17 protein-coding genes and 2 pseudogenes are annotated in these 21,690 nt (G+C 43.4%); 5 read left to right on the top strand and 14 right to left on the bottom strand.

The window, feature by feature from the left end:
- Positions 1-54 precede the first annotated feature (54 nt).
- Positions 55-960 (bottom strand): LysR substrate-binding domain-containing protein, encoded by a 906-nt coding sequence (locus L4D74_RS06545; RefSeq protein ID WP_265674017.1) that lies wholly within the window; start codon positions 958-960, stop codon positions 55-57.
- Between the two features lie 387 nt (positions 961-1,347).
- On the opposite strand from L4D74_RS06545, the gene focA reads away from it, so the two are divergent.
- Positions 1,348-2,796, top strand: coding sequence for a formate transporter FocA (focA, locus tag L4D74_RS06550; protein WP_428751327.1), 1,449 nt, complete (start codon positions 1,348-1,350; stop codon positions 2,794-2,796).
- Between the two features lie 236 nt (positions 2,797-3,032).
- Here focA and L4D74_RS06555 read toward each other — a convergent pair whose 3' ends face one another.
- On the bottom strand, positions 3,033-3,269 hold the full coding sequence (locus tag L4D74_RS06555) for a hypothetical protein (RefSeq protein WP_428751328.1): 237 nt from the start codon (positions 3,267-3,269) through the stop codon (positions 3,033-3,035).
- Positions 3,270-3,702: 433 nt separating this feature from the next.
- Between L4D74_RS06555 and L4D74_RS06560 the strand changes: the two are divergent.
- A pseudogene (locus L4D74_RS06560) lies at positions 3,703-4,254 on the top strand (CBS domain-containing protein); the annotation flags it as partial.
- Positions 4,255-4,371: 117 nt separating this feature from the next.
- Here the strand turns inward: L4D74_RS06560 and L4D74_RS06565 are convergent.
- Positions 4,372-4,959 (bottom strand): outer membrane beta-barrel protein, encoded by a 588-nt coding sequence (locus L4D74_RS06565; RefSeq protein WP_428751329.1) that lies wholly within the window; start codon positions 4,957-4,959, stop codon positions 4,372-4,374.
- A gap of 315 nt (positions 4,960-5,274) precedes the next feature.
- Positions 5,275-7,296 (bottom strand): alkyl/aryl-sulfatase, encoded by a 2,022-nt coding sequence (locus L4D74_RS06570; protein WP_428751330.1) that lies wholly within the window; start codon positions 7,294-7,296, stop codon positions 5,275-5,277.
- A 117-nt stretch (positions 7,297-7,413) separates the two neighbouring features.
- On the opposite strand from L4D74_RS06570, the gene L4D74_RS06575 reads away from it, so the two are divergent.
- Positions 7,414-8,325, top strand: a complete 912-nt coding sequence (locus tag L4D74_RS06575) for a LysR family transcriptional regulator (RefSeq protein WP_428751331.1) — start codon at positions 7,414-7,416, stop codon at positions 8,323-8,325.
- Between the two features lie 714 nt (positions 8,326-9,039).
- Here the strand turns inward: L4D74_RS06575 and hflX are convergent.
- On the bottom strand, positions 9,040-10,377 hold the full coding sequence (gene hflX / locus L4D74_RS06580; protein WP_428751332.1) for a GTPase HflX: 1,338 nt from the start codon (positions 10,375-10,377) through the stop codon (positions 9,040-9,042).
- Between the two features lie 283 nt (positions 10,378-10,660).
- Positions 10,661-10,960, bottom strand: coding sequence for a hypothetical protein (locus L4D74_RS06585; protein ID WP_428751333.1), 300 nt, complete (start codon positions 10,958-10,960; stop codon positions 10,661-10,663).
- Between the two features lie 360 nt (positions 10,961-11,320).
- Between L4D74_RS06585 and L4D74_RS06590 the strand changes: the two genes are divergently transcribed.
- Complete coding sequence (locus L4D74_RS06590) at positions 11,321-11,851, top strand: DUF4823 domain-containing protein (RefSeq protein ID WP_428751334.1); 531 nt, start codon at positions 11,321-11,323, stop codon at positions 11,849-11,851.
- Between the two features lie 186 nt (positions 11,852-12,037).
- Here the strand turns inward: L4D74_RS06590 and L4D74_RS06595 are convergent, their stop codons facing one another.
- The 6 genes from L4D74_RS06595 to L4D74_RS06620 all read right to left on the bottom strand — a co-directional run bounded on the left by L4D74_RS06595 (position 12,038) and on the right by L4D74_RS06620 (position 17,642).
- On the bottom strand, positions 12,038-12,481 hold the full coding sequence (locus L4D74_RS06595) for a hypothetical protein (protein WP_428751335.1): 444 nt from the start codon (positions 12,479-12,481) through the stop codon (positions 12,038-12,040).
- Positions 12,465-12,809 carry a hypothetical protein gene (locus tag L4D74_RS06600; RefSeq protein WP_428751336.1) on the bottom strand — a complete coding sequence of 115 codons (345 nt, stop codon included), beginning with the start codon at positions 12,807-12,809 and terminating at the stop codon, positions 12,465-12,467. The genes L4D74_RS06595 and L4D74_RS06600 overlap by 17 nt, the downstream gene beginning before the upstream one ends.
- A 431-nt stretch (positions 12,810-13,240) precedes the next feature.
- Entirely contained in the window at positions 13,241-14,287 is a 1,047-nt protein-coding gene (locus L4D74_RS06605; RefSeq protein WP_428751337.1) for a GMP reductase, read from the bottom strand.
- A 501-nt stretch (positions 14,288-14,788) separates the two neighbouring features.
- Positions 14,789-16,402 (bottom strand): NAD(P)H-hydrate dehydratase, encoded by a 1,614-nt coding sequence (locus tag L4D74_RS06610; RefSeq protein WP_428751338.1) that lies wholly within the window; start codon positions 16,400-16,402, stop codon positions 14,789-14,791.
- A gap of 67 nt (positions 16,403-16,469) precedes the next feature.
- Positions 16,470-16,709: a hypothetical protein gene (locus L4D74_RS06615; RefSeq protein WP_428751339.1), complete on the bottom strand. Its 240-nt coding sequence runs from the start codon at positions 16,707-16,709 to the stop codon at positions 16,470-16,472.
- 24 nt (positions 16,710-16,733) lie between these two features.
- Positions 16,734-17,642 carry a DUF6279 family lipoprotein gene (locus L4D74_RS06620; RefSeq protein ID WP_428751340.1) on the bottom strand — a complete coding sequence of 303 codons (909 nt, stop codon included), beginning with the start codon at positions 17,640-17,642 and terminating at the stop codon, positions 16,734-16,736.
- Positions 17,643-18,172: 530 nt separating this feature from the next.
- Here L4D74_RS06620 and L4D74_RS06625 point away from each other — a divergent pair.
- Positions 18,173-19,189 carry an OmpA family protein gene (locus tag L4D74_RS06625; protein ID WP_428751341.1) on the top strand — a complete coding sequence of 339 codons (1,017 nt, stop codon included), beginning with the start codon at positions 18,173-18,175 and terminating at the stop codon, positions 19,187-19,189.
- A gap of 141 nt (positions 19,190-19,330) precedes the next feature.
- Here the strand turns inward: L4D74_RS06625 and yqfB are convergent, their stop codons facing one another.
- Both yqfB and L4D74_RS06635 read right to left on the bottom strand, forming a co-directional pair.
- The gene (yqfB, locus tag L4D74_RS06630) at positions 19,331-19,627 is read right to left on the bottom strand and encodes a N(4)-acetylcytidine aminohydrolase (protein ID WP_428751564.1); all 297 of its coding nucleotides are present in this window, start codon (positions 19,625-19,627) and stop codon (positions 19,331-19,333) included.
- Positions 19,628-19,695: 68 nt separating this feature from the next.
- Positions 19,696-20,478: pseudogene (locus tag L4D74_RS06635) on the bottom strand (SbcC/MukB-like Walker B domain-containing protein); the annotation flags it as partial.
- Positions 20,479-21,690: the final 1,212 nt, after the last annotated feature.

Genomic DNA, 21,690 nt, shown 5'->3' on the forward strand with positions numbered 1-21,690 from the left:
CACCAATCAATGTACGGATGAATCAGTTGCAACACAAATGAGACATGAATCACACTATAAAATTGATGGACGACCTTTCATCATTCGCATACCTTCACGTTTAGCACATTCCGCAAGTGGGTTTTCAGCCATATCTGCACGCCAAATAAAGGACAATGTTCGCTCCATTTCTAACTCAGGGACATTTAGAGCCACCAGCTGCCCTGCCTCAATGAAACGCTCAACATCTAAATAAGGTAAACAAGTTAAATACTGGCTATTGGCAACCATACTGCGTAGTACAGGAACATGCTCATATTCACGCCAAACATCGAGATCGCCAATAAGATGGTGAATGGAGCTATCAAATATTTTACGTGTACCTGAACCATGCTCTCTTAGCACCCAACGAGCTTGTTCAAGTTGAGAAAGACTGACTCGGTCACGTCTTGCAAACGGATGATGTGCAGCAGCAACCACGGTTAAGTGATCTCGACACCACGTCTCTTGGTGAATTCGGTTGTCATCACAACGCCCTTCAATAATGCCCAAGTCGTATTGATACTCCAACACCCCTTCAATAACAGAGTCGGTACTTTGCACACCTAACGTAATGCGCATTTCAGGAAAATCATTATCGATGGCACTAATGAGATCCGGAACCAAGTGTTCCGCTGGCGTTTGGCTCGCACCCAGTTTGAGTTCTCCACTCAATAAGTGTTGCTCGTAAAAACCCATCTCAATTTGCTGCGCATCTTGCAATAAGCGTTTTGCTTTAGGTCTAAGCCAAACTCCCCAGTGCGTGAGGGCCATTTGCTTACCTTGTCTTTCAAAAAGTGGGCGACCAAGCATTTTTTCTAGCTGAGCCAGAGACATGCTGGTTGCAGATTGAGTTAAAGACAATTTATCTGCAGCTTGACTAACACTACCGCTATCAGCCACGGCATCGAATACGGCGAGTTGTTTTAATGAGTACCGCATAGTTGTTCCTTACTACAGGTCAAAATAATGAAATTGATACAAATAAACGCACTTCACTGTGCGTTTATGTCATTCGGGGACATCAAGTTTTCTTATTAGTTATTGCCAATGTCTTTTAGTGGTCAATTAACCGCCAATTCGCGTTATAGAGCCACCATGCAAAATAACAAGAAAACAATGTGTTACCCCTTGAAACCCTTATTCTACCTAGTGCACAGCACTTATCAATAAATTTGATGTGGTTTTTAAAAATTATCAATTTTACCTCTAACCATAAACTCCCTTAATCTAGTTTCGAACACGGCAACCAGCCTTGTTTTCGCAAATAGATTAAGGAGTTATGAAATGAGCGAACGACTACACACACTAATTGAAAAGGAGTAACCCATGGCAACTTCCAACTCCGATAATCACCTCTTATTTTCTCCTGTCGAAATGATGGCTGAAGCAGAGAAGTTTGCATTAAGTAAGGCTAAGAAAACCAGCGGCATGACAATGAGCCTAGCCATTATGGCTGGTGCCTTTATCGGTCTCGCATTTTTATTCTATATCACTGTGACGACGGGTAGCGCCGACGCAGGATGGGGCATGAGCCGCTTCGCTGGCGGTTTGGCTTTCAGTATGGGCCTAATTCTTATTGTGATCTGTGGAGGTGAGCTATTTACCAGCTCAGTGCTTTCTAGTATTTCCTGGGCAAACAAACAAATCACCTTCGGCAAAATGCTGTCGGTGTGGGGAAAAGTCTACGTCGGTAACTTTATTGGCGCGATGTTCTTATTACTTATTGTCTCTGCCGCTGGTTTGTACCAAATGGACAACGGTCAGTGGGGTCTTAATGCCCTCAATATCGCGCAACATAAGTTGCATCATTCATGGGTACAGGCATTTGCTCTGGGCGTACTTTGTAACCTCTTAGTGTGTCTAGCTATTTGGCTTACCTTTAGCTCCGCTAATGCCATGACCAAAGCGGCGATGACCATCTTGCCTGTGGCTATGTTCGTTAGCAGTGGCTTTGAGCACTGTGTTGCCAATATGTTTATGGTTCCTCTTGGCATTGTTATCCAAAATTTTGCGCCAGCTGAATTCTGGGCATCGGTCGGCGTCAGCGCTAGCCAGTATGCCGATTTAACACCATTCCACTTTGTTTCTAATAATTTAGTTCCAGTGACACTCGGCAATATCGTCGGAGGCGCCGTGTTAGTGGGGCTGGCCAACTGGAGCATCTACCGTAGACCGCAATTAAAAGCGGCGAATGTCACTGCAATCACGCAAACCACCACTCTAATGTCAGTTAAGGAAAGCACTATGAATAATACCATCGTCGTAAAAGAAATCATGACTCACCAACCCGTAACGCTAAGTGCTGAAACACTGACAGCTGTTGCGCTAGACACACTTCTTGACCACAACCTAACCAGCGCGCCAGTTGTAGATGTTGAAGGACGATTGGTAGGTTTCTTCTCGGTTCATGACGTAATGGTTGATTTGTGGTGTGAGAACTACAACCCGAAAGCAGGTCAAAAAGTGGTTGACCTAATGAACCGTGATGTTGTTGCTATTCACTGCAATGAAAAGCTGGTCGACGTAGCTGAATTCCTTTGTATTGATAAAGAGCAACTGTTCCCTGTCACTTCAATGGGTATCGCGACTAACTACACGACATTGTCTTTAGAAGAGCGTGCTAAATCTATGAAAGTGAATAAGCCACATGTTCTGCCAGTACTAGACGATGGAAGATTAGTTGGCGTGCTATCTCGTGGAGACGTCATGAAAGCGATTCGTCCAGTATACGGTGAGCGACTCAATGTGGTCGAGCGCAGTTTAGAAACCGCTTAATGCTCACATCGCAGTAAAAGTTAAAAAGTTTTTGGTTGGAAAATAAGTCGTTTGGCCAAAAAAGCCCCAGTGTAAAAGCTGGGGCTACCCTATTTCTAGTCCTTCAAAAAACCTTTACCTCGTTCCAACCACCCTCATAACCCTACTACTCGCGCTGGCTGTATTTCTGCTGGATTCGACATTTGATATTCGACCACGAATAAATCGCTACGTTCATTAAGCGCCACTTAGCTACCCTAAAGCCCAACCCGATAGTAGGTGTCTGGAAACAGATAGACTAACAAACGTCCCTCACTACACATACAGCCAATAACAAATAACTCGCAGTAGCTTACCGCTAGCCACATTTTCATACCGCTCAACTGCTTTTTTGATTCACCAATTACCATTCGCCCCAAGGTGCAAAGGTGCACCATTTTAAAGACGACAATAACCATCATCATCCCTTTAAGGACATATAGACCATCGCACAACGACTCACACCTATAGCCAACAAAAGACTTAGAAACGAACACGCTCACTAAAACCTAATCGACACGCGCCAGAAATAGGAATAGGAATAGCTAGAGATGACATTGCTTGTAACGGTCAAATAACGTCAACATCAAAGATTCTTACTGCGTATATTCATCTTTGTTATTGATAAAATAACTGACCCAATACGCGACTGCGCGAACATAAAAAAATCACTAAACTCCCGGCCAAAATATGCCGTAAACCCCGTCATAGCGAGCTTCACTAGGCCATCAATTATGTTGAACACCCTAGTCAATATTACCCATTTTACTCAACAGGTAATCATCCCTTAATCTAGTTTCGAACACAGCAACTGCCGACATTATCACGTTTATGTTTAGTCGTATCGGCACGCAAACAACCCAAAGCGGCTCACTTAAATAGCGGCTTATAACAAGATTAAGGGAACCAGATATGAACAACATCATTGTAAAAGACATTATGAACAACCAACCTATTGCTCTTAGTGCCGAAACACTCACGTCCGTTGCACTGGATGCCCTATTAGACAACAACCAAACCAGTGCCCCTGTCGTGGATGCCAATGGACGTTTAATTGGTTTCTTTTCTGTGCACGATGCATTGGTGGATCTATGGTGCGAGAATTACCTTCCGCAACAGGATCAGAAAGTCGTCGACCTAATGAACCGTGATGTTGTCGCGATTAACGCAAAAGAGACGTTAGTTAACGTTATAGAAGCGCTGTGTATTGATAAAGAGCAGTTATACCCAACATCATCTATGGGCTATGCCACAAGCTTGACCACAGCTACTGTAGAAGAACGTGCGAAAGCAATGAAAGTGAACAAACCACAAGTGCTGCCCGTGCTTGAAGACGGAAGACTTGTCGGCTGTATCTCTCGCTTAGAAGTGATGCAAGCGATCCGCCCTACCTACGGCAAGCGTTTGAATATCGTCGAGCCAGAACGCGCGACGGCATAATGAACTCATTTTAAAAGTTTTTGGTTAGGAAATAAGTCGTTTGGCCAAAAAAAGCCCCGGTGTAAAAACCGGGGCACTCTCAATTATAGTTAGCTAATACTACTCTTTCACTATAACTTAAAACTTATAACCGACCATAAATGTTGTTGTAGAGCTATAATCAGTATCACCCACAAATTTAAACTCAGCAGGCGCACCGACATCGATTTGTTCAACGTGCCCGATTGTGTGATGAACGTTAAGTGAAATATTCTTATAAACTTCATAACTAACGCCAACAAAGGGTTTTACTTCACTCGCATCAAAAGAATGACTTTCGGAATGCGGTTTTCCGCCCTTGGTTCCTTTAGCTGAAGCTGTCAACTCAGCTTGAGCCAACGTAGCACCAATCTTCAGCGAAAGTCCTTCAAATGTTCCTTCCGAAAAACGGTAACCGCCATATAATGAATATTGGCTAGTAGCGCGATCCATTTTAAAAGAGTCAATTTCAGAAATTGGTTTTGTAGCCTGGAAATAGGTTTCACTTTTATTAAAGTTAGCTTGTAAACCGATGATATAAGTTTGGTTTACATGAGTTTCAAAACCAAGAACTGGTGCACTATTCGTATCAACACCTGCATTTACTTGAAAATCAAAATCGGCGGCATAGGCAGATAAAGAAGACAATGATGATAGTAATGTGAGTACTGCTATTGATTTTTTCATTTTTTAAACTCTTTGTATCTAAAAGGTAAAGGAAGATTAAGTTGGCGATAATCCTTCCGCCCTTAACAAAGCGACGGCCATTTAGAACATGACTCTGCGCTTCAACTGAATGCTGTATTCCCATAGCATTTGGTTTTCGGTGTTCGCTGCTGAACACGGGGCGCATAGTAGAAACAAAGTGTTTTGTAGCGTATTAGAAAGGGAGTAGTAATACGTAGGAGTATTAGACTTAACTGACTGACCTGCTGTATTTTTATTTGAAGAGACGGAAAAAGCCCCGCTACGATGCGAGGCTTCTACTTAGGCTATAATAAATTACTTTGTTGGCATGGGTAGGATTTCAAACATGCCGTCGAACTTATCAAGCGTACCTGCTAGCTGCTTAAGTAGTGAAGCATCACCCTTAACGCCTGCTTGACCGGATTTAAATAACTCGTCCAATGTCGTCTCACCTAATACGACTTTGGTGAAGTCTGTTTTGTTGATAATCAGTTCAAAATCAACCGCAGGAATAGCGTCTACTTCAATGTTCGACATATTGGCATTCGATACTTCACCGTAGTAACGCTCTTCAAGATCTGGGTGGTAAACAGCGAAGTTAAAGTCCAGTCCCGCCGCCTCAGCTTTTGGTGCGTTCATGCTTACCGCAATGAAATCTAAGAACATGCCAGTTGGCGTGTTAGCAATCACATCCGATGACGCCAGTTTAATTGATGGCTGAATATCACCAGTACGCAGCTCTACCGCACCTTGCAGATAACTGTTACGCCATGCCATGGTTTCTGATTGGTAGCCTTGTTGTTCAAAGCTGTCGGCCAATGCAAAGCGGTAATCGATATTATTTGGGTCGCACTGCACTAGGTCATTAAACAATTGAGACGCTTCTTGGTACTCACCCGCTTTGAAATGCGTCATACCTGCTTTGTAGAGCGTATCTGCACCTGCGGCATTCACGTAGACACAAGACTGGTCTTGAGTCTGCAGCGGATTGGTATTTACCGGGTTCATGTCGTGGTAACCCAAATAAAGGTTAACAACGGCACGAGCATTATGACTGTATGAGCCGTGGTACCCGTTAGTATGCCAAGTATCAATTTGAGATTGAGGTACTATACCCTCAATTTCACGGCCTACGTCGTGGATCGTCACACCATGATTAGCTAAACGCATCGCTTGGTTATGAATAAAACCATAGTTATCACGTTGTAGCGTCATGTACTCTGAAATTTCGTTAACGTCAGTATCAGCGTTATTCCACACTGGCGCAGAGTGAGCCGCATGGATATTGTCGACTAAACCGCTATCAACAAAGCGCAGTTTCAATTCTGTTAGGTATTTCGTCCATACCAATGAATCACGCACTTTAGCGCCACGGAAAGTGTAGATATTGTGCATACCATCATAGGTAAGCTCTGCGGTATTCAACGAACGATACTGCGGAACATACAAAACAATCTCCGCCGGCGCTTCTGCACCAGGCATATTAATCGCATGGAACTCGAGCCCATCAATAGTCACGGTTTTTTCGCGCTCTTGAATCTCAGTCGTCGGCGCCACTAACGTCACTTCACCGCGAGAAGTCCCTAACCCTAACGCGTTATCCACTATGCCTTTAGTATTGTTATCTAACGTTGTGCCATATTGATAGTTGGCACGACGACCCATCGCAGTCCCTGCAATCACATTTTCATCGGCTAGCTCTTTAATGAAGTCTTTAGGTGCGTATATTTTCGCACCATCAGCAAAGTCACCAGACTCTACGATACCACGTGAACCACCAAAGTGATCAGCGTGCATATGAGAGTAGATCATACCAGTGATCTTGTGCTCACCATTAATCGCAGGGAGATGCTGCTTGGCAAAGTCCCAAGAAGCCGCAGCTGCTTGGCGTGAAAGTAGTGGATCGTGAATGACATAACCGTTGTCAGTACGATAGATGGTCATATTTGATAAGTCTGCACCACGGATTTGGTATACACCGTCCGTGACTTCATAGAGACCACCAGCCGCGTAATTGAGCATACCTTGACGCCAGATAGATGGATTAACCGAAGGGGGTAAGTCATCAACTGACATATCCGTCATATAATTAAAGCGCTGTTTAAGTTCCCCGGCTTCGTGAGTGCCAAATTCCGCAATGAGTCCACGTTTGGTACGCTCAAATGCAGATGTATCTTCCCATGGTAAAATCTTAGCAACCGCTGCATTGGCCATAGCGGTATGCGCGGATGCTGGTTTGCCTTCATATGTGTCGATAGAAGCGTAATCATTGGCCGCAGCGCCAAACGACACGAGAACAGCTAATGATAGGACTGAAGGAGCAAAACGAGTTTTCATAGGGAACCTCTTTATCATTCGATATTGGATATGAGGCTAATTTAAAGGTTTGACACATAACAATACATGCATGAAACTGTATTTATTACATCATGTTTTGTTATGTATGAGGCCGTAATGTTTAATGACTTTGATCTCAATCTACTAAAAGTGTTTGTCGCCGTTTATCGCCATCAGTCAATAACCCGAGCCGCCGATGAAATGGGGCTGACACAGCCAGGTGTTAGTGGTTTACTAAAGCGATTACAAAAACAAGTCGGTAGCCCTTTATTTGTTCGCTCGGGACGAGGCATTGCCCCCACACAACACGCTCAGGAACTCATTAAGCAAGTAGAGCCTGCGCTCATTCAAATTAATAACGCGCTAGAAAGCTTAGAAGGCTTTTCTGTTCTGCATCCTAGAAAGTTTGTTGTTTATACTTCCGAACCGATTATGCTGATGCTGCTACCAAAAATTGAAGCCGATACGCAGTTAGGTAATGTGTCGATTGAGCTGCAACCGGCGCATGCTAACGAAGAACATCTATTTCAAGGTTTAAATCAACATCAAGCCGATCTAGCGATTGATTTTACCAACTACTCTTCTGCGTCTTATTTTACCGAAGCGTTATTTACCGATGATGTTTGCATCATTGCGCGCAACGCTCACCCACGAATTAAAGGCACTATTAGCAAAGAGCAATATTACCAAGAAAAGCACATTACATTAAAGTTACGCAGGGAGGATGCGTATTTAGCGGATTATTTTACCGAAGAAGCGTTACACGACCGTATGGTAGCCGCAGAATGTACCTCACTGGTATCGCAAATGTCGATGGTATCGGCAAGTGACTGTGTCGCCACCATCGCTAGAAGTATCGCTCACATGTTTGCCGATAAATTTGATACCCAGGTTTTAAATACGCCGTTTACTGGAATTCCGGTTCACTATCAGTTGGTTGCCCACAATAGGGAACGTAACAGCCCAGCGAATATGTGGTTGCGCAATAAGATTCAAACGTATTTCTCTATACCACCCCAAAATACGTAGCGCTATAAATTGACAGAAATCACAGGCAGATTAACCTCTGCCTGACCATGACGCTATTGCGCCACGACCATTTTGAATATGACTTTTCACTTCAACTGAATGCGGTATTCCCATTGCATTTAATGTTAGTGCTCGCTGCTGAGCACGGAGCGCATAGTAGAAGCAAAGTCTTTTTAGTATATGGTGCGAATATTAATAATACTTAACAAAGCCACTTTAATCGAAACCGCTTGAATAGAAACCGCTTATTAGCTAATAATTATGTTTTGTAGGATTAGATTTAAAAGTGGAATGATAAAAGACAGCAACATGTTCATAAAATGAAGACACCTTCCAAACGTAAAACACCCGTTTATTCTGATCAAACCAAATTTCTCTTATTCCAAATACGCGGTGATACCACTTCCTTCTCAGTCTAAACATGTAATGAATATCTCAAATCAATTTATAATTAATTTACTTTTATCTTAATTAAACAATCAACCCAAGCCAATAATGTTTATTATCAATTACATTTGATGCACATTCCAAAATATAACAAAATCAGGATCCGATAAACCAATTAAAAATAATTAACGATCAAACGCCTAACAGTAGTAACGAGACAATTCACAATAAGGGTTACTGACAGGAAATAAGGAGTCGCCTGACCTTGAACTGACCCCCTATCGCTGTGATGCATCATCCTAGACACTACACCACAGCCAATCGCGCTTATAAATTCCGCATACGCTTTTTCAGCCTTGCCAGTTCAATTTCGCTGGTGCGTACGGTCAATTTAATATGCTCATAATCGTACTCTTCTTTCGTCACGCTCATGCTAGAGCGGATCTCTCCTACCACGCCATTAGCGGTATAAGGCACAATAATTTCTTCTTCAATCATCCCTTGCTCTGCCACACCAACAATGTAGTTATGCAGTTTTTTGATATCAAGGGGATCACGAGTGGACGTGAACATCGCATCAGGGAACTCTTCCAATAACGCTTGCTGTTGCTCTGTAGTCAAACGGTCGGACTTATTCAATACCAACAGCTTTTCGCTGTCTTCTACGCCAACTTGACCCAACACTTCGTGGACCACATCAAGTTGTGCACGGAACGAGGAATCAGAAGCATCAACCACATACAGCAACAATGACGCATCATGGGCTTCCGCTAGTGTTGAGTGAAATGAAGCGACTAAATCGTGAGGAAGCTTTTTGATAAAGCCAACCGTATCTGATACCAAGATCCTAGGTTGAGTAATGGGTTGCAGCGCACGAACTGTCGTATCAAGTGTCGCAAACAGTTTATCCTCACCTACCACATCCGTCGCAGTCAGAGCGCGCATCATTGAAGATTTTCCGGCATTGGTATAGCCAACTAAAGCCACACAAAATAGCTCAGAACGTTGTGAACGTCGGTTCTTCAATTCACTCTGTACGCTTACGAGCTCACGCTTTAAGTCTGCTAGTTGGTCACGCACTTTTCGGCGGTCGAGCTCTAATGATGTTTCACCAGCACCCTGACCCATCTGGCGTTCTTTATCGCCATTTTCGGTTTCACGAAGCCGTGGAACTAGGTAATTAAGGCGAGCAATTTCAACTTGTAAACGTGCGGTACGGGTACGAGCGTGGCGGCTAAATATCTCGATAATTATGCCCGTACGATCAAATACTTCCACCCCTAGTTGGCTTTCTACATTACGTAGTTGAGATGGCGTTAAGTCACAATCAAATACCACTACATCTGCAGTTTGAGAAGGCAAGGTTTCAGCATCAAGATCAGAAAAATCCGTTTCATCAAAAAGATCGTCATACTCCGCTTCTTCTATGGAGCCTTGATACCCCGTCAACTGAGCAATTTCAGCCAACTTACCAACACCAAGCACGCTGGCTTTTTGTGTCGAGCTTTGCTTTTGCGACTGGGTGCCAACCACTTTAAACCCTAAGGTTGTTACTAAACGAGCAAGTTCCGCGAGAGACTCTTTCGCTTCATCACCTTTAAATTCCGGCGTGGTAATGGAAATAAGTAAAGCGTTATTGCGCGCTGCTTTTGCGGTTAATTTCATGATTTAGTTTTTATGCACCTAAATGCAAACCTAGTATTTGGTCTAAAGTGGCGTGATCCTACGCTGTTATTGACAAGCTTGATAGAGCAATAACAGGCTAAATACAAAATGATTACTCTATACTGGTTGCCCAAGGAGGGAGTATGCCTAAATAAATCAAAAGGCAGACCTATATAGACATGCCCTTTCACTTTTCATACAGCAGCAATTCCATGTGCCACGGTCAATCTAGAATTGCCAAAGTAAAATTGCCAAAGTAAGGGTCTCCTCTAAATCTAATGCTTTAATAATCCATCATACTCAGTGCACTTGATACGAGTGCATTGAACTTAGGTAAGCTTGGGTACACATCCAATCGCTTACCATTAGGAACGGAATAACTGAATGCAACAGAGTCTTCCAGTTTTTCAAATTCTATGCTCTTCTTCGATACAAACACTCTTTCCTCTTCGAAGCCTAGCCTCTCCAGATTCAATAAATCATCGCGACTAAGCACCAAGTCATAATTTTTGAAATCGAAATCTAAACGAAAAAGTGCATTTTTTTTATCGATCAACTGGTAATTAGAACTGTCATCATTCATAAAACCCCACCCTCTGAACCAACCATACTTGTCGTCTCTTGATTGCGCAAATAACACTGTTTAAATATACAGTATTATTTATACCTTGTGTATCCCCATATCAAAGAAAGGAACACATTCGGCACATTCTGTTGGGCGACTCGAATGTTGAATGGGCTTTTCTAATGCTCGATCTTTTATCACCAAGGGTGTTAGTTAAGTCAGTCGCACACATTAAACAAGAAGCCCAGTTAGGCAAAAGACATACACATCTTCACACATGACTCACAGACTATTTAGCTCAGCGCTGATAACCTCTACTTCATTAACACACGAATGAAATCACCTACAAACATAGTGCTAGGTGATAGGAGCATCTCCATGAAAAAACTAATCTTTCTTATTTCAGCTTTAGCACTTAGCGGGTGTGCTGACACTCATAAATTGAACGTATCTGAACAAAGTAGCACCAATAAGATTGTTTCTTCTTCGTCCGTTTATATCGCACTGTCACATGATGGGAGCTACGGAGAAAAATATTATAACGGGTCAGGAAAAATGCTGAGTAACATCATTCGGGCTCGGGTTATTTCGCAAATAAACGATGTATCGGTAGCCACTACCCCTGAATCATTAAGGGCAGCTCTGGCAACAGCATCAGAAAAACACTATGACTATTTGCTGTACCCAACCATTATGCACTGGGAAGATCGAGCAACGGAATGGTCTGGGAAACCAGATAAAGTCGAGGTTAAGATTAGTACCTGGGATGTAAGCGCAGACCAAGAAGTAAATTCTGTTATCATCGAAGGTAAAAGCGGCCTCGGTACATTTGGCGGCGACCACCCTCAAGATTTGCTACCGCAACCAATCTCTGAATACCTAGATACGTTGTTTGATAACAAAGTGTAGTTTCTTATTGCACGCGCACTGCGTTATTAAGCGTTGATACTCCCGAGCAATCTTTGTACTCGATTTGCATTCAATGTGAATCGAGTGCAAAGATTGATTTTGCGTTTACGTTACCAACGTCTTAGTTAAATTGGTAACATTTGGCCGAGTTCAGGGACTCGACCAAACTCTTTGCTACTATTGTCTTTACTTCACAAATCCAAGCTGCTCACCAACTCTTCTGATAAAAAACAGATCCAATTCTGAGTCTATTTTATCAATTTCAGTTTGTTCTAAAGAAGCCACTTTATCTTTACTTGGTGGCAAAAACACGTCTTTGGGTCCCAATATTTCGCTCGCTATTTTGATATCCTCTTCACTAAATTGAGAAACAATCGCCAGTGTTTCTTTTTCAGTGCATTGGTACATCTTCAGCTCATTTAAATATATAACAACATTCTTCTGATCATCTAGCTCTAGATTTTTAAACCAATCAGTTTGAGGAAATACTGCTGTACTATTCTTTTGGTTGTCGTAGCACGCTTCAAACTTACTATTCCAAGTAGCGAGAAGTTCAAACCTATCTACTTTTGAAGTTGAGCTGCACCCTGCCAGTAGCGCCACAGCCACAATACTATAAAGCAGCTTCACTTACGCACCTCCAAAAACTCTGTTCTTTACCTGAAGTTTGCCATGTCATTGGCTCTGCGACGTTTAAGATCCGATTCTTTGTGACTTTTGATGTTGCGCTCAACGCGTTCCCAAACAACTCCCAGTCGTACTCACGAATTGTTACCATCGTTTCCGCGGCCCCACCAGTAACTGATGGGGTCATAAATATATTGTACAGCGGAGTAGCTGCAATAGCTCCGCTAAGTAAAATTCCATGATCTATTAAATCGCGAACTTCTCCGATTGCACGTTTGCTATTCGCACTAATTTTCAAATCGCTGATTTTACAATACCCAAGACTTGCCATAACAACCTCTTGATTTAACGCTAGTTTAGTATGGGTTTAAATCTGAAGTGAATATTAATGCATATGAGTCACAGGTTAAAATACCGATGCTAGAAATTGAATACATCTAACACTTTTATTTACATATTCTGTAATTTAGTGCGGACTATGGACTTGGTACTTTTCTAAAATGGCTCTTTGTAGTGATACGCTGATATCAAAATGACAATAAGATAGGCACACTTTGTACAAGATCATTTGGTCGAAGCAATCTCAAAGAACCCCATCACATCAATTTCATCTATTCATTCAGACAAATAAACACGCAAATTGTGTGCTTCCTTGCCCATTAACTTTAATTCTGTGTCGACAAGAGACAAACACTGTTTTTCAGGCAAAAAAAGAGCCGCTAAAAAGCGGCCCTTCTTCAACAAATTTTGCTCAGCGTTCGCTTATGCGTCTTTGCCGTAAACGTTGTTCTCTTGCTCTTGTACACGGATGAACGTGGTACGCTTTGTTAGCTCTTTAAGCTTTGCTGCGCCAACGTATGTACAAGTTGAACGTACACCACCAAGGATGTCTGAAATGGTGTTGTTTACGTCGCCACGGAAAGGAAGAAGAACCGTTTTACCTTCTGCTGCGCGGTATTGTGCAACGCCACCTGAGTGCTTCGCCATTGCGCTTTCTGAAGACATGCCGTAGAACTTCATGAACGTCTTACCGTCTTTCTCGATAAGCTCACCACCAGACTGTTCGTGGCCCGCTAGCATACCGCCAAGCATCACGAAATCTGCGCCGCCACCAAATGCTTTCGCAACATCACCGGCACAAGCACAACCGCCATCACCGATGATCATGCCGCCAAGGCCGTGTGCTGCGTCTGCACACTCGATGATTGCAGAAAGCTGAGGGTAACCTACACCAGTTTTAACACGAGTTGTACAAACAGAACCTGGGCCGATGCCCACTTTAACAATGTCTGCGCCTGCTAGAATAAGCTCTTCACACATGTCGCCTGTTACTACGTTACCCGCAGAAATTGTTTTCGTTGGGAATTCAGCGCGTACACGTTGAACGTAGTCAACGAGGTGCTCTGAGTAGCCGTTAGCAATATCGATACAGATGAATTCTAGATCTTCGCTTAATGCCAAGATTTCCTTCGTTTTCTCGAACTCTCTGTCAGAAGTACCAGTAGATACGAAGACTTTGTTCAACGTCTCTTTATCCGCACCTTTTACGAATTCAGCCCACTGCTCTACTGTGTAGTGCTTGTGCATTGCCGTCATAACGCCATGCTTCGCTAGCTCAGTTGCCATTTCGAAACTACCAACAGAATCCATGTTAGCTGCAATTACTGGTGTACCAGACCATTGACGACCGCTGTGCTTGAATGTAAACTCGCGGGTTAAATTTACTTGAGAACGACTTTTAAGAGTTGAACGCTTCGGGCGAAACAGTACATCTTTAAAGCCTAACTTAAGTTCTTGTTCGATACGCATTGTGTAAATTCCTTAATTTAGTAGTACATGTTCCAGTGGGCATCTATCTTGTCTAACTGTCACAAATGACATCTAAGCATAGTGCGTTGATAACTCGTTGGCAGACGATTTACCTTTCTTCGGACACAAAAAAACCGGAGCGTTGGCAGACGCTCCGGTTTTCAGCATTATAGGTCGGGATATTTTTCTTACAAGACTGCTTTTTTATTTTTTTTTGTGATACCATTTCGAAAATCTGCAAATCTGCTCATCGCACCCCGACTTAACCTCGCCCTAAACAAACTATAAGTTACTAATTTAAAACACATTAATTTAAATGCCGTTCATTTGGTCCATTCCCTACAAACGACCCTGCACTGTTCAAAAAATCAGCAAGCAAACGATTAGCTCACTTCCTAACCGCACCAATTGGCTTATTTGCTGTTTAATAAGTGCACAGCACACCAATTTTTGATGACCGTTTTCGTGAAAAAACACAAAACTACATATTTATTTACAACATTAACTCGTTAGATAATGAGCCGAATTTACCGTTTTGCGTAAATACGGCAGTAGATCACTGGCCATCATACCAATGCTTCCATGTTCATTCGCACTGTCATCAGCCGCTAAGCTGTGGATCAATGTACCCAAAACAGCCGCATCAAATGTGGCATAGCCTTGAGCAAGTAAACCCGCTATAGTGCCCGACAGGACATCTCCCATCCCTCCAGTCGCCATTCCTGGATTGCCTGCATGGCAGATCACCGTCATTTCACCGTTGGTGATTAGCGTACCCGCCCCTTTCAACACAACAACACCTCCGTATCGTTCAACAAGTTGATGACTTGCTTTATAACGGTCTTTTTCTATCGTGTCGGTTGAGACGCCCAATAACGTTGCGGCCTCTCCTGGGTGAGGAGTCAGTATTCGTGATGAACCCACACCATCGAACTTGCCATGATGGTTTTGGCTAGACAGCCAGTACAGAGCGTCAGCATCTAAAACTCTTGGAACATATCTGTCACTAAAAAAGGACTCGGTCTGTTCAAAAAGTGTCTTACTCCAGCCGTTTCTTCCTAGGCCGACGCCAATACAAGCCACACTCGCCCATGACAAACGTTCGGTGACCGCGTCACTTAGTGTTGCTGTTGTAGTAATTGTTTCTATAAGCGTTGTTTCTTCCGCCATTGCTTCTGTAACCGTTTCTTCGATAACCATCGCCTCTGGTAGTAACGATCTTATTGCGTTCACACTATCTGCGTGAGACACCGTTGCGACAAGACCAGCCCCAGTTCTTAACGCGGATGCGGACGCTAAAAATGCCGCGCCACTCATCCCCTTATCACCACCAATCACTACGACTTTACCATTGCAGCCCTTGTGGGCATCTTTGCGTCTTGATCTTAAAAACGATAACCACTGACGATTAGTCAACCCTCCAACCGCTTGAGTCACGTTGTCAAAGTACTGATTGACTTGCAGTCCAGCAAAAATTAATTCACCAACATACTGGCGAGCGTTACCCGTCACCAATCCCGATTTAATACCAATAAAGGTAATGGTATGTGTGGCTTCAATCGCATTGTGGTCAACATATCCAGTATTGGCGTTTACGCCTGAAGGAATATCAATAGCAATAACTGGCGCTGTCGATTGATTAATACGGTCGATAAGGTGGGAATAGTAAGGTCGAGGGGCCCCCGTTAATCCAGTCCCTAGCAGAGCATCAATAATAACATCCACATCATCAGGAATTTGGTTTCCCGGCGCATGAATATTTCCGCCCAACTGAAGAAACATGAGTTTAGCCCGCTGAGCATCACCTGTTAATGAGTTAGGATCACCAACATGCCATAACGTGACTGTAATATTTTCTTGCAGCGCATTAGCGGCGACAATATATCCATCCCCGCCATTATTACCTTTCCCGCAACATACTAAAATGTGAGTCAGTCTTGGGTAACGGTCTTTAAGTAATTCGAAAGCGGCTCCACCAGCTCTTTGCATCAAAGTATACAGCTCTATTCCTGCATGCAAAGCAGCCTGCTTTTCACCAAGCTTGACGGATTCGGCGCTATAAACCCTACTGGGAAGTACACTGCTATACTTTGGTTTTACAGTGGGCTTGGGCATTCCACTCTATCCTTCTCGAAACTTGGTTAAGTTTCCACGCGCTCTAACCTAATAACTTACCGCTAAATTAGAATTGTGGCCAAAAAATGTGAAATGCAAACCGTATTACAATGGCAGCGATCACAAGCGCAACGCCAAGGCGATAGCGCTTATATTCAGACACATTCATTGGTACACGTTTGTAAAACATGGTCACAACGCCTTTCCAATCGTGACTTCTACGACCGTACTGCACCATCCCAGCTAAGATGAACAATATACCGACGATGAGTAATCCTTTTTCCGCTAAAAATAGACTGGTTTCCATTTGTCCTGCTCCTAGTGCATATTTCTAACTTCGATTGTAAGCCGAACCAACAATCAAAGCTGTAGGACTATAGTCTAACGCCATTCCCGCCATGAGATCGGTAGCAATATCTCGCCATTCATCAATTTCTTTAGCCAAATGTTGCTGCTGCTTGTTAGATAGCGTATTCAACGATTTAGCAATATACTCCGCGGCGATGACTCGGTTCTTCTTTATTTTTTCCATTAACGCATCAGTGTAGTAACTCTCTGGATCATTCATAAAGCGTTGAAATTCAGGTTGATAATAAGCAATGTCACTACGACGACGTAGCAGCTGATTGACGTACTTTTGCATGTTTTCTCGGTGCATTTGCCAATCAATAACGGTAAGCGTCATTTCTTGAGACCAACGATATGCGAGGTTTTGATGTTCATCGGTTACCTCCCCATACCAACGTTCAAAACTGCTTTCTATTCGTTCTTGATAAATTACGCGAATCGCTTTTTCATCTAACCCTTGGTATTTTTCCAACAACTTGTCATCTTGATCGGCCAAATTAGCGACTAGCTCCTCCACTTGCTCATCACTAAGTTGTTGCGTTAAGGCGTACAAGTCTGGAGTCATCTGCTCAACTAATCGCTTTCCATGAGCCCGAAGCTGGGTCATTTGTTCGGCGACAAAACTCGCACTCACTAGACTAGGATCCTGATTACGGATCGTATCGAGTTGACGAAGATATATTGGAAGCTCTTGTTTTTTATGCCAACGACTTAACAGTTCAATTCTGTCACTTAGAATTGCCTCTTGCCCACGACTTAACGATACATAGTCATCAATATATTCAATGACTATCCAATCTAAGTTGCTATAGATAAACTTGGTGCCGCAACCTACCAATGTGAACAACAGCGACGCTATTGCAATGCTTCGTTTTATTTCCTTTATCTTCATGACTAACTTTCCTAGCTAAACGTTTACCGCAGGGCACTGCGCTTCCTATGCCCCACGGTATTGTCTCACTATTAATAATAGATGAAAAAACTGCGCTAACTCAGGAAAACCAACCCTAACTATTATCATTAACCGCCCGGACACGACCCAATATTGTTAAACCGCCGTGTTCCTAGGGTCTTAGCGCAAAGGAAGCCGTTTGATACTCTCAATCACCCCCCAATAACCCTACGTTGGACGATTCTAAATTCACACTGTAAATCCCCACTAATAAAGGGCTTTAACACACTAAGCAAGTGTTTCTATCCGTACTACACCGTTAACTTTTAGGCTGAACTATTTCTCGTTGTTACGATGAAAGCTGCACAACACTCTTATTGTCAAAATTACCATTAATAAAGTGCCATCAACCCAGAGTGAATGGGATATGAAACTAAGCCAAATAACTTTGCGAAAGTGCCACTGCTACACTATTTTTATCTGTGATATCTCTAATCAAAAAAACAGATTGAATAATAAAGGACGTTGTTATGAGAAAGACAGTGGTAGCGGCAGCAATTATGAGCGCCATGACCGTTCCTCAGGTTACGGCTGACGAAGGATTTTACTTAGGTGGACGTTTGGGGGGCTCGCAGCTTTCCGATGCTTGTAATGTCTCTGGAGCTGAGTGTACCGATACCGGATTTAGCGCTGGTTACTTCGCCGGATACGATTGGAATGACTATATTGCCTTAGAGTTTGCCTATGACTGGCTGGGCAGTTACAAAACTTCGTTTAACGCAAACAGCCTGAGCTATACGCAAGACGCGAGCTTGAGTGCGATAACCCTAGCCCCTAAATTTTCTTACCCATTTACCGATGACTGGTCAGTCTTTGGTAAAATTGGTGCCGCTTACACCATCTATGGTGATCGGAAAGCAACGGCTCTAATGGGTGGCGTCGGAGTAGAATATGATTTTGCAACGGCGTGGTCTGGTCGATTTGAATATCAACGCATCAACGATGCTAAAGATGACTGGTTTAACACCGATGTAGACACTCTTTGGCTAGGTATCTCGTATTCATTTGGTAACGCTGCGGCGGCGGCCGCGGCAACGGCTGCTGCAGCGGCAACAACGCAAGTTGAACCGGCGCCAACAGAAACCGCGACGGTTGCTGTTGTTATGACAAAAACATTCGAACAGGCTTCAGGCCAAGAAAACTTTGCACTAAACAGTACTTCCCTCGATGAGTCTCGACAATCCGACTTTGATCCCTTGGTTGCTCTCATGACAGAGCACCCAGAATCGACTGTCGAAATCGTCGGCTACACTGACTCTTCAGGCCCAGAAGCGCTAAACCAAAGAATTTCTGAAGAGCGTGCAGAATCCATTGCCGCTTACTTAGAATCTCAAGGGATTGAACGCTCTCGAATGACAGTAAGTGGGATGGGCGAAGCCAATCCAATTGCTGACAACGCCACTAAAGAAGGTCGTGCTCAAAACAGACGGGTAGAAATTACCGTTCCGGAGTTTGAATATACCGTCGAAGAGATGCGTAGCGAATAAAACTGAAAAAAGTCATGTCGAGTGAATGAAGCGTAACTACTTTCCCTTCGCTTATTGCATTCGTCGAGTTAGCGTCACTTAATAAAATGCCAGTCTCGTATCAGACTGGCATTTTTAGTTCTAGGCAGGACTTAGAGCAAACTAAGCAAGCGCAAACTGGATAACAAACAACTGCGTTTCACCGGGATAAATCTCAGCAATCACGCTTTTCAATTGCGCTAGAGTCATATTTTCTTGCTCTGCGTGTAGGTCATTAATGTCATCAAAATCAATCGCCTCGACAGAAAGTACTTTTAGGTGACAAAATAGACGCCCATCCTCAAACGTGGATACTGGTACAACAGCGCCAATCTCATAGTCTTTTTCAGACGCATCTCTAATTGTGATGGTTTTGGTACCCGCTAAAATATCCGTTTCAAAGCGCTCGAAAAATGTCATTGCTGTTAACATAGCTTTACCTATTTAATGGATCCGTTCACGGATCTTAATCGACGAAATTCGTCGTTCTAATTAACTAAACTCACCGTGCTGCCCACCCTTGATGCGTGAACATCTAGGCGAAGCGGCATTTGTTCCTTTAACTCGGAAACATGCGAAATAATACCAATGGTACGCCCAGACTGCTGCAGTTCGATCAATGTTTGAATTGCTAAATCTAGGGACTCAGGATCTAAGCTACCAAATCCTTCATCAATAAATAATGTATCTAACCGTATACCACCACTGTATGACTGCACAACATCTGATAAACCTAATGCCAACGATAACGCAGCCATAAAGGATTCACCACCCGATAAAGTCGCAACGTCGCGCCACTTACCTGTATAGGCATCTTCAACGATCAAATCTAGCCCCGAGCCAGCATTGCCTTTACTGCGTACTTCTTTGCGTTTCAAGTCGTAACGACCTTTACTCATTAGCCTTAGACGTTGTGAGGCTTGTATAAGAACATCATCCAGCAATACCCCTAGCACAAAGCGGTGTAAGCTTACTTTACTGCCAGTGCGACCATTGGCGACGTCACTAAGTGTCCCAACCACTTTATACTCTTGCTCAAGTGCATCGTTCTGTGCGTGCAAGGTTGTTAAAATACGTTTTACTTTCAATATATTATCGAGTTGAGACTGAGCGCTTTGGACTTGCTGCAGTGTCAGTTGATAGCTTGCCTCCGCCTGTTTTACTGCGTCGCTAAAGACCATAATATCAAGTCGTTGGTTACCTTGAAGCTCATCTGAAAGCAATGTTAACCGCTCGGTTAGTTGAGTCGTTCGCCGCTCGTAGGCGCGAATGTCGCTCTCTAACTGGTCCAAAACAGGCTCTGTCACTAAAGCGTCCAAAAATGCCTGCTCATGCTCAAATTCGCTGCCTTGTAAACTCGCTTGCCATTGTGCTTCACTCACCTTGCACTCTTGTTGCAGCTGGGTACTTTGTGTTGTTAGCGTATCAAAATGCGCCGTATAACGTGTCAGTAAATCTGTCGTTTCCGTGGCTTTAGCGCGAGCGGCCTCCAGCATGGCATCCAATTGGCGTCGTTCAGTCTCCACTGTCTGCTGCCTACCCGTAAGTTCAGCTAAGGTTTTATAGGGAGAGGCATTTTGTGACTCCAATTTTTCCGTCACCGCTTTTAGCCCACCGATTGTGGTTGTTAGCTGTTCTAATTGCTGAAGTTTTTGTTCAACTTGTGTTTGTGTCTCTGTATAGCGTTTATGTGCTGTCGCGACCTGAGCGCTAATCGCATCGAGGTTTGTCTGATTTAATTGTGCGATGTTAGATTCTAACGTGCTGATGTCGTGTGCCAATTGCTGACTCACCGTATTTACCGTCGATAAATCAATAGCAAACCGCACGATCATGTCCTGTTGACGCTGCTGCAGTTGAGACAACTCACTCTCAATACGATTACATTCAATGACTAATGCATCCAGCTGGTTCTTACGCGCTTGCTCTTTCTGACGATAGCCGTCAACCATATCAGCGGTCACTTCATTACCGTTAGGCTCCGCTTGGTTTGGGTGTGTTTCACTACCACATACCGGACACGGCTTGCCGCTTTCCAGCGTCTTTGACAGTAGATAGGCTTGACCTGAATGCCAATCTATTTCTGCCCGAATACGTTGCTGTTCCGCCTTTTTGTGTTCGGCAGTTACTTCTGTGATCTGAGCTTGTATCGCGTGATGTTTGGGAGTCATCTGAGATACTTGTTGAACTAACTGATTAAGCTGCCCAATCGATTGCTGCTTACTTTGTAACGCGTCTAGAGATAAACGCTTTTCGTTTAATGTCGCTAACGATTTTTCAGATAGTATCTGATGTTCTTTAGCTTGCTCATAGCCATTAAGTAAGTTTTGCAGCTGTAACTTACTGGCGTTAACGTCATCGGTTAACGTTGTTAATGCCGTTGCGGTTTTATCTTGCTCGATACGTTGCTGTTCAAGTTGCTGAACATTAACCATATAGCCTTTGAGCTGATACAACTCTTCATCTAGAACCTTACTCACTAG

This window comes from Vibrio cionasavignyae (genome assembly GCF_050337155.1).
In the GTDB taxonomy this organism is placed as follows: domain Bacteria; phylum Pseudomonadota; class Gammaproteobacteria; order Enterobacterales; family Vibrionaceae; genus Vibrio; species Vibrio nomapromontoriensis.

Excerpts from the sequence above, each read along its gene's own strand:
- L4D74_RS06545 (WP_265674017.1), bottom strand. The coding sequence starts at position 960 with ATGCGGTACTCATTAAAACAACTCGCCGTATTCGATGCCGTGGCTGAT.
- focA (WP_428751327.1), top strand. The coding sequence starts at position 1,348 with ATGGCAACTTCCAACTCCGATAATCACCTCTTATTTTCTCCTGTCGAA.
- L4D74_RS06565 (WP_428751329.1), bottom strand. The coding sequence starts at position 4,959 with ATGAAAAAATCAATAGCAGTACTCACATTACTATCATCATTGTCTTCT.
- L4D74_RS06570 (WP_428751330.1), bottom strand. The coding sequence starts at position 7,296 with ATGAAAACTCGTTTTGCTCCTTCAGTCCTATCATTAGCTGTTCTCGTG.
- L4D74_RS06575 (WP_428751331.1), top strand. The coding sequence starts at position 7,414 with ATGTTTAATGACTTTGATCTCAATCTACTAAAAGTGTTTGTCGCCGTT.
- hflX (WP_428751332.1), bottom strand. The coding sequence starts at position 10,377 with ATGAAATTAACCGCAAAAGCAGCGCGCAATAACGCTTTACTTATTTCC.
- L4D74_RS06585 (WP_428751333.1), bottom strand. The coding sequence starts at position 10,960 with ATGAATGATGACAGTTCTAATTACCAGTTGATCGATAAAAAAAATGCA.
- L4D74_RS06590 (WP_428751334.1), top strand. The coding sequence starts at position 11,321 with ATGAAAAAACTAATCTTTCTTATTTCAGCTTTAGCACTTAGCGGGTGT.
- L4D74_RS06600 (WP_428751336.1), bottom strand. The coding sequence starts at position 12,809 with ATGGCAAGTCTTGGGTATTGTAAAATCAGCGATTTGAAAATTAGTGCG.
- L4D74_RS06605 (WP_428751337.1), bottom strand. The coding sequence starts at position 14,287 with ATGCGTATCGAACAAGAACTTAAGTTAGGCTTTAAAGATGTACTGTTT.
- L4D74_RS06610 (WP_428751338.1), bottom strand. The coding sequence starts at position 16,402 with ATGCCCAAGCCCACTGTAAAACCAAAGTATAGCAGTGTACTTCCCAGT.
- L4D74_RS06615 (WP_428751339.1), bottom strand. The coding sequence starts at position 16,709 with ATGGAAACCAGTCTATTTTTAGCGGAAAAAGGATTACTCATCGTCGGT.
- L4D74_RS06620 (WP_428751340.1), bottom strand. The coding sequence starts at position 17,642 with ATGAAGATAAAGGAAATAAAACGAAGCATTGCAATAGCGTCGCTGTTG.
- L4D74_RS06625 (WP_428751341.1), top strand. The coding sequence starts at position 18,173 with ATGAGAAAGACAGTGGTAGCGGCAGCAATTATGAGCGCCATGACCGTT.
- yqfB (WP_428751564.1), bottom strand. The coding sequence starts at position 19,627 with ATGACATTTTTCGAGCGCTTTGAAACGGATATTTTAGCGGGTACCAAA.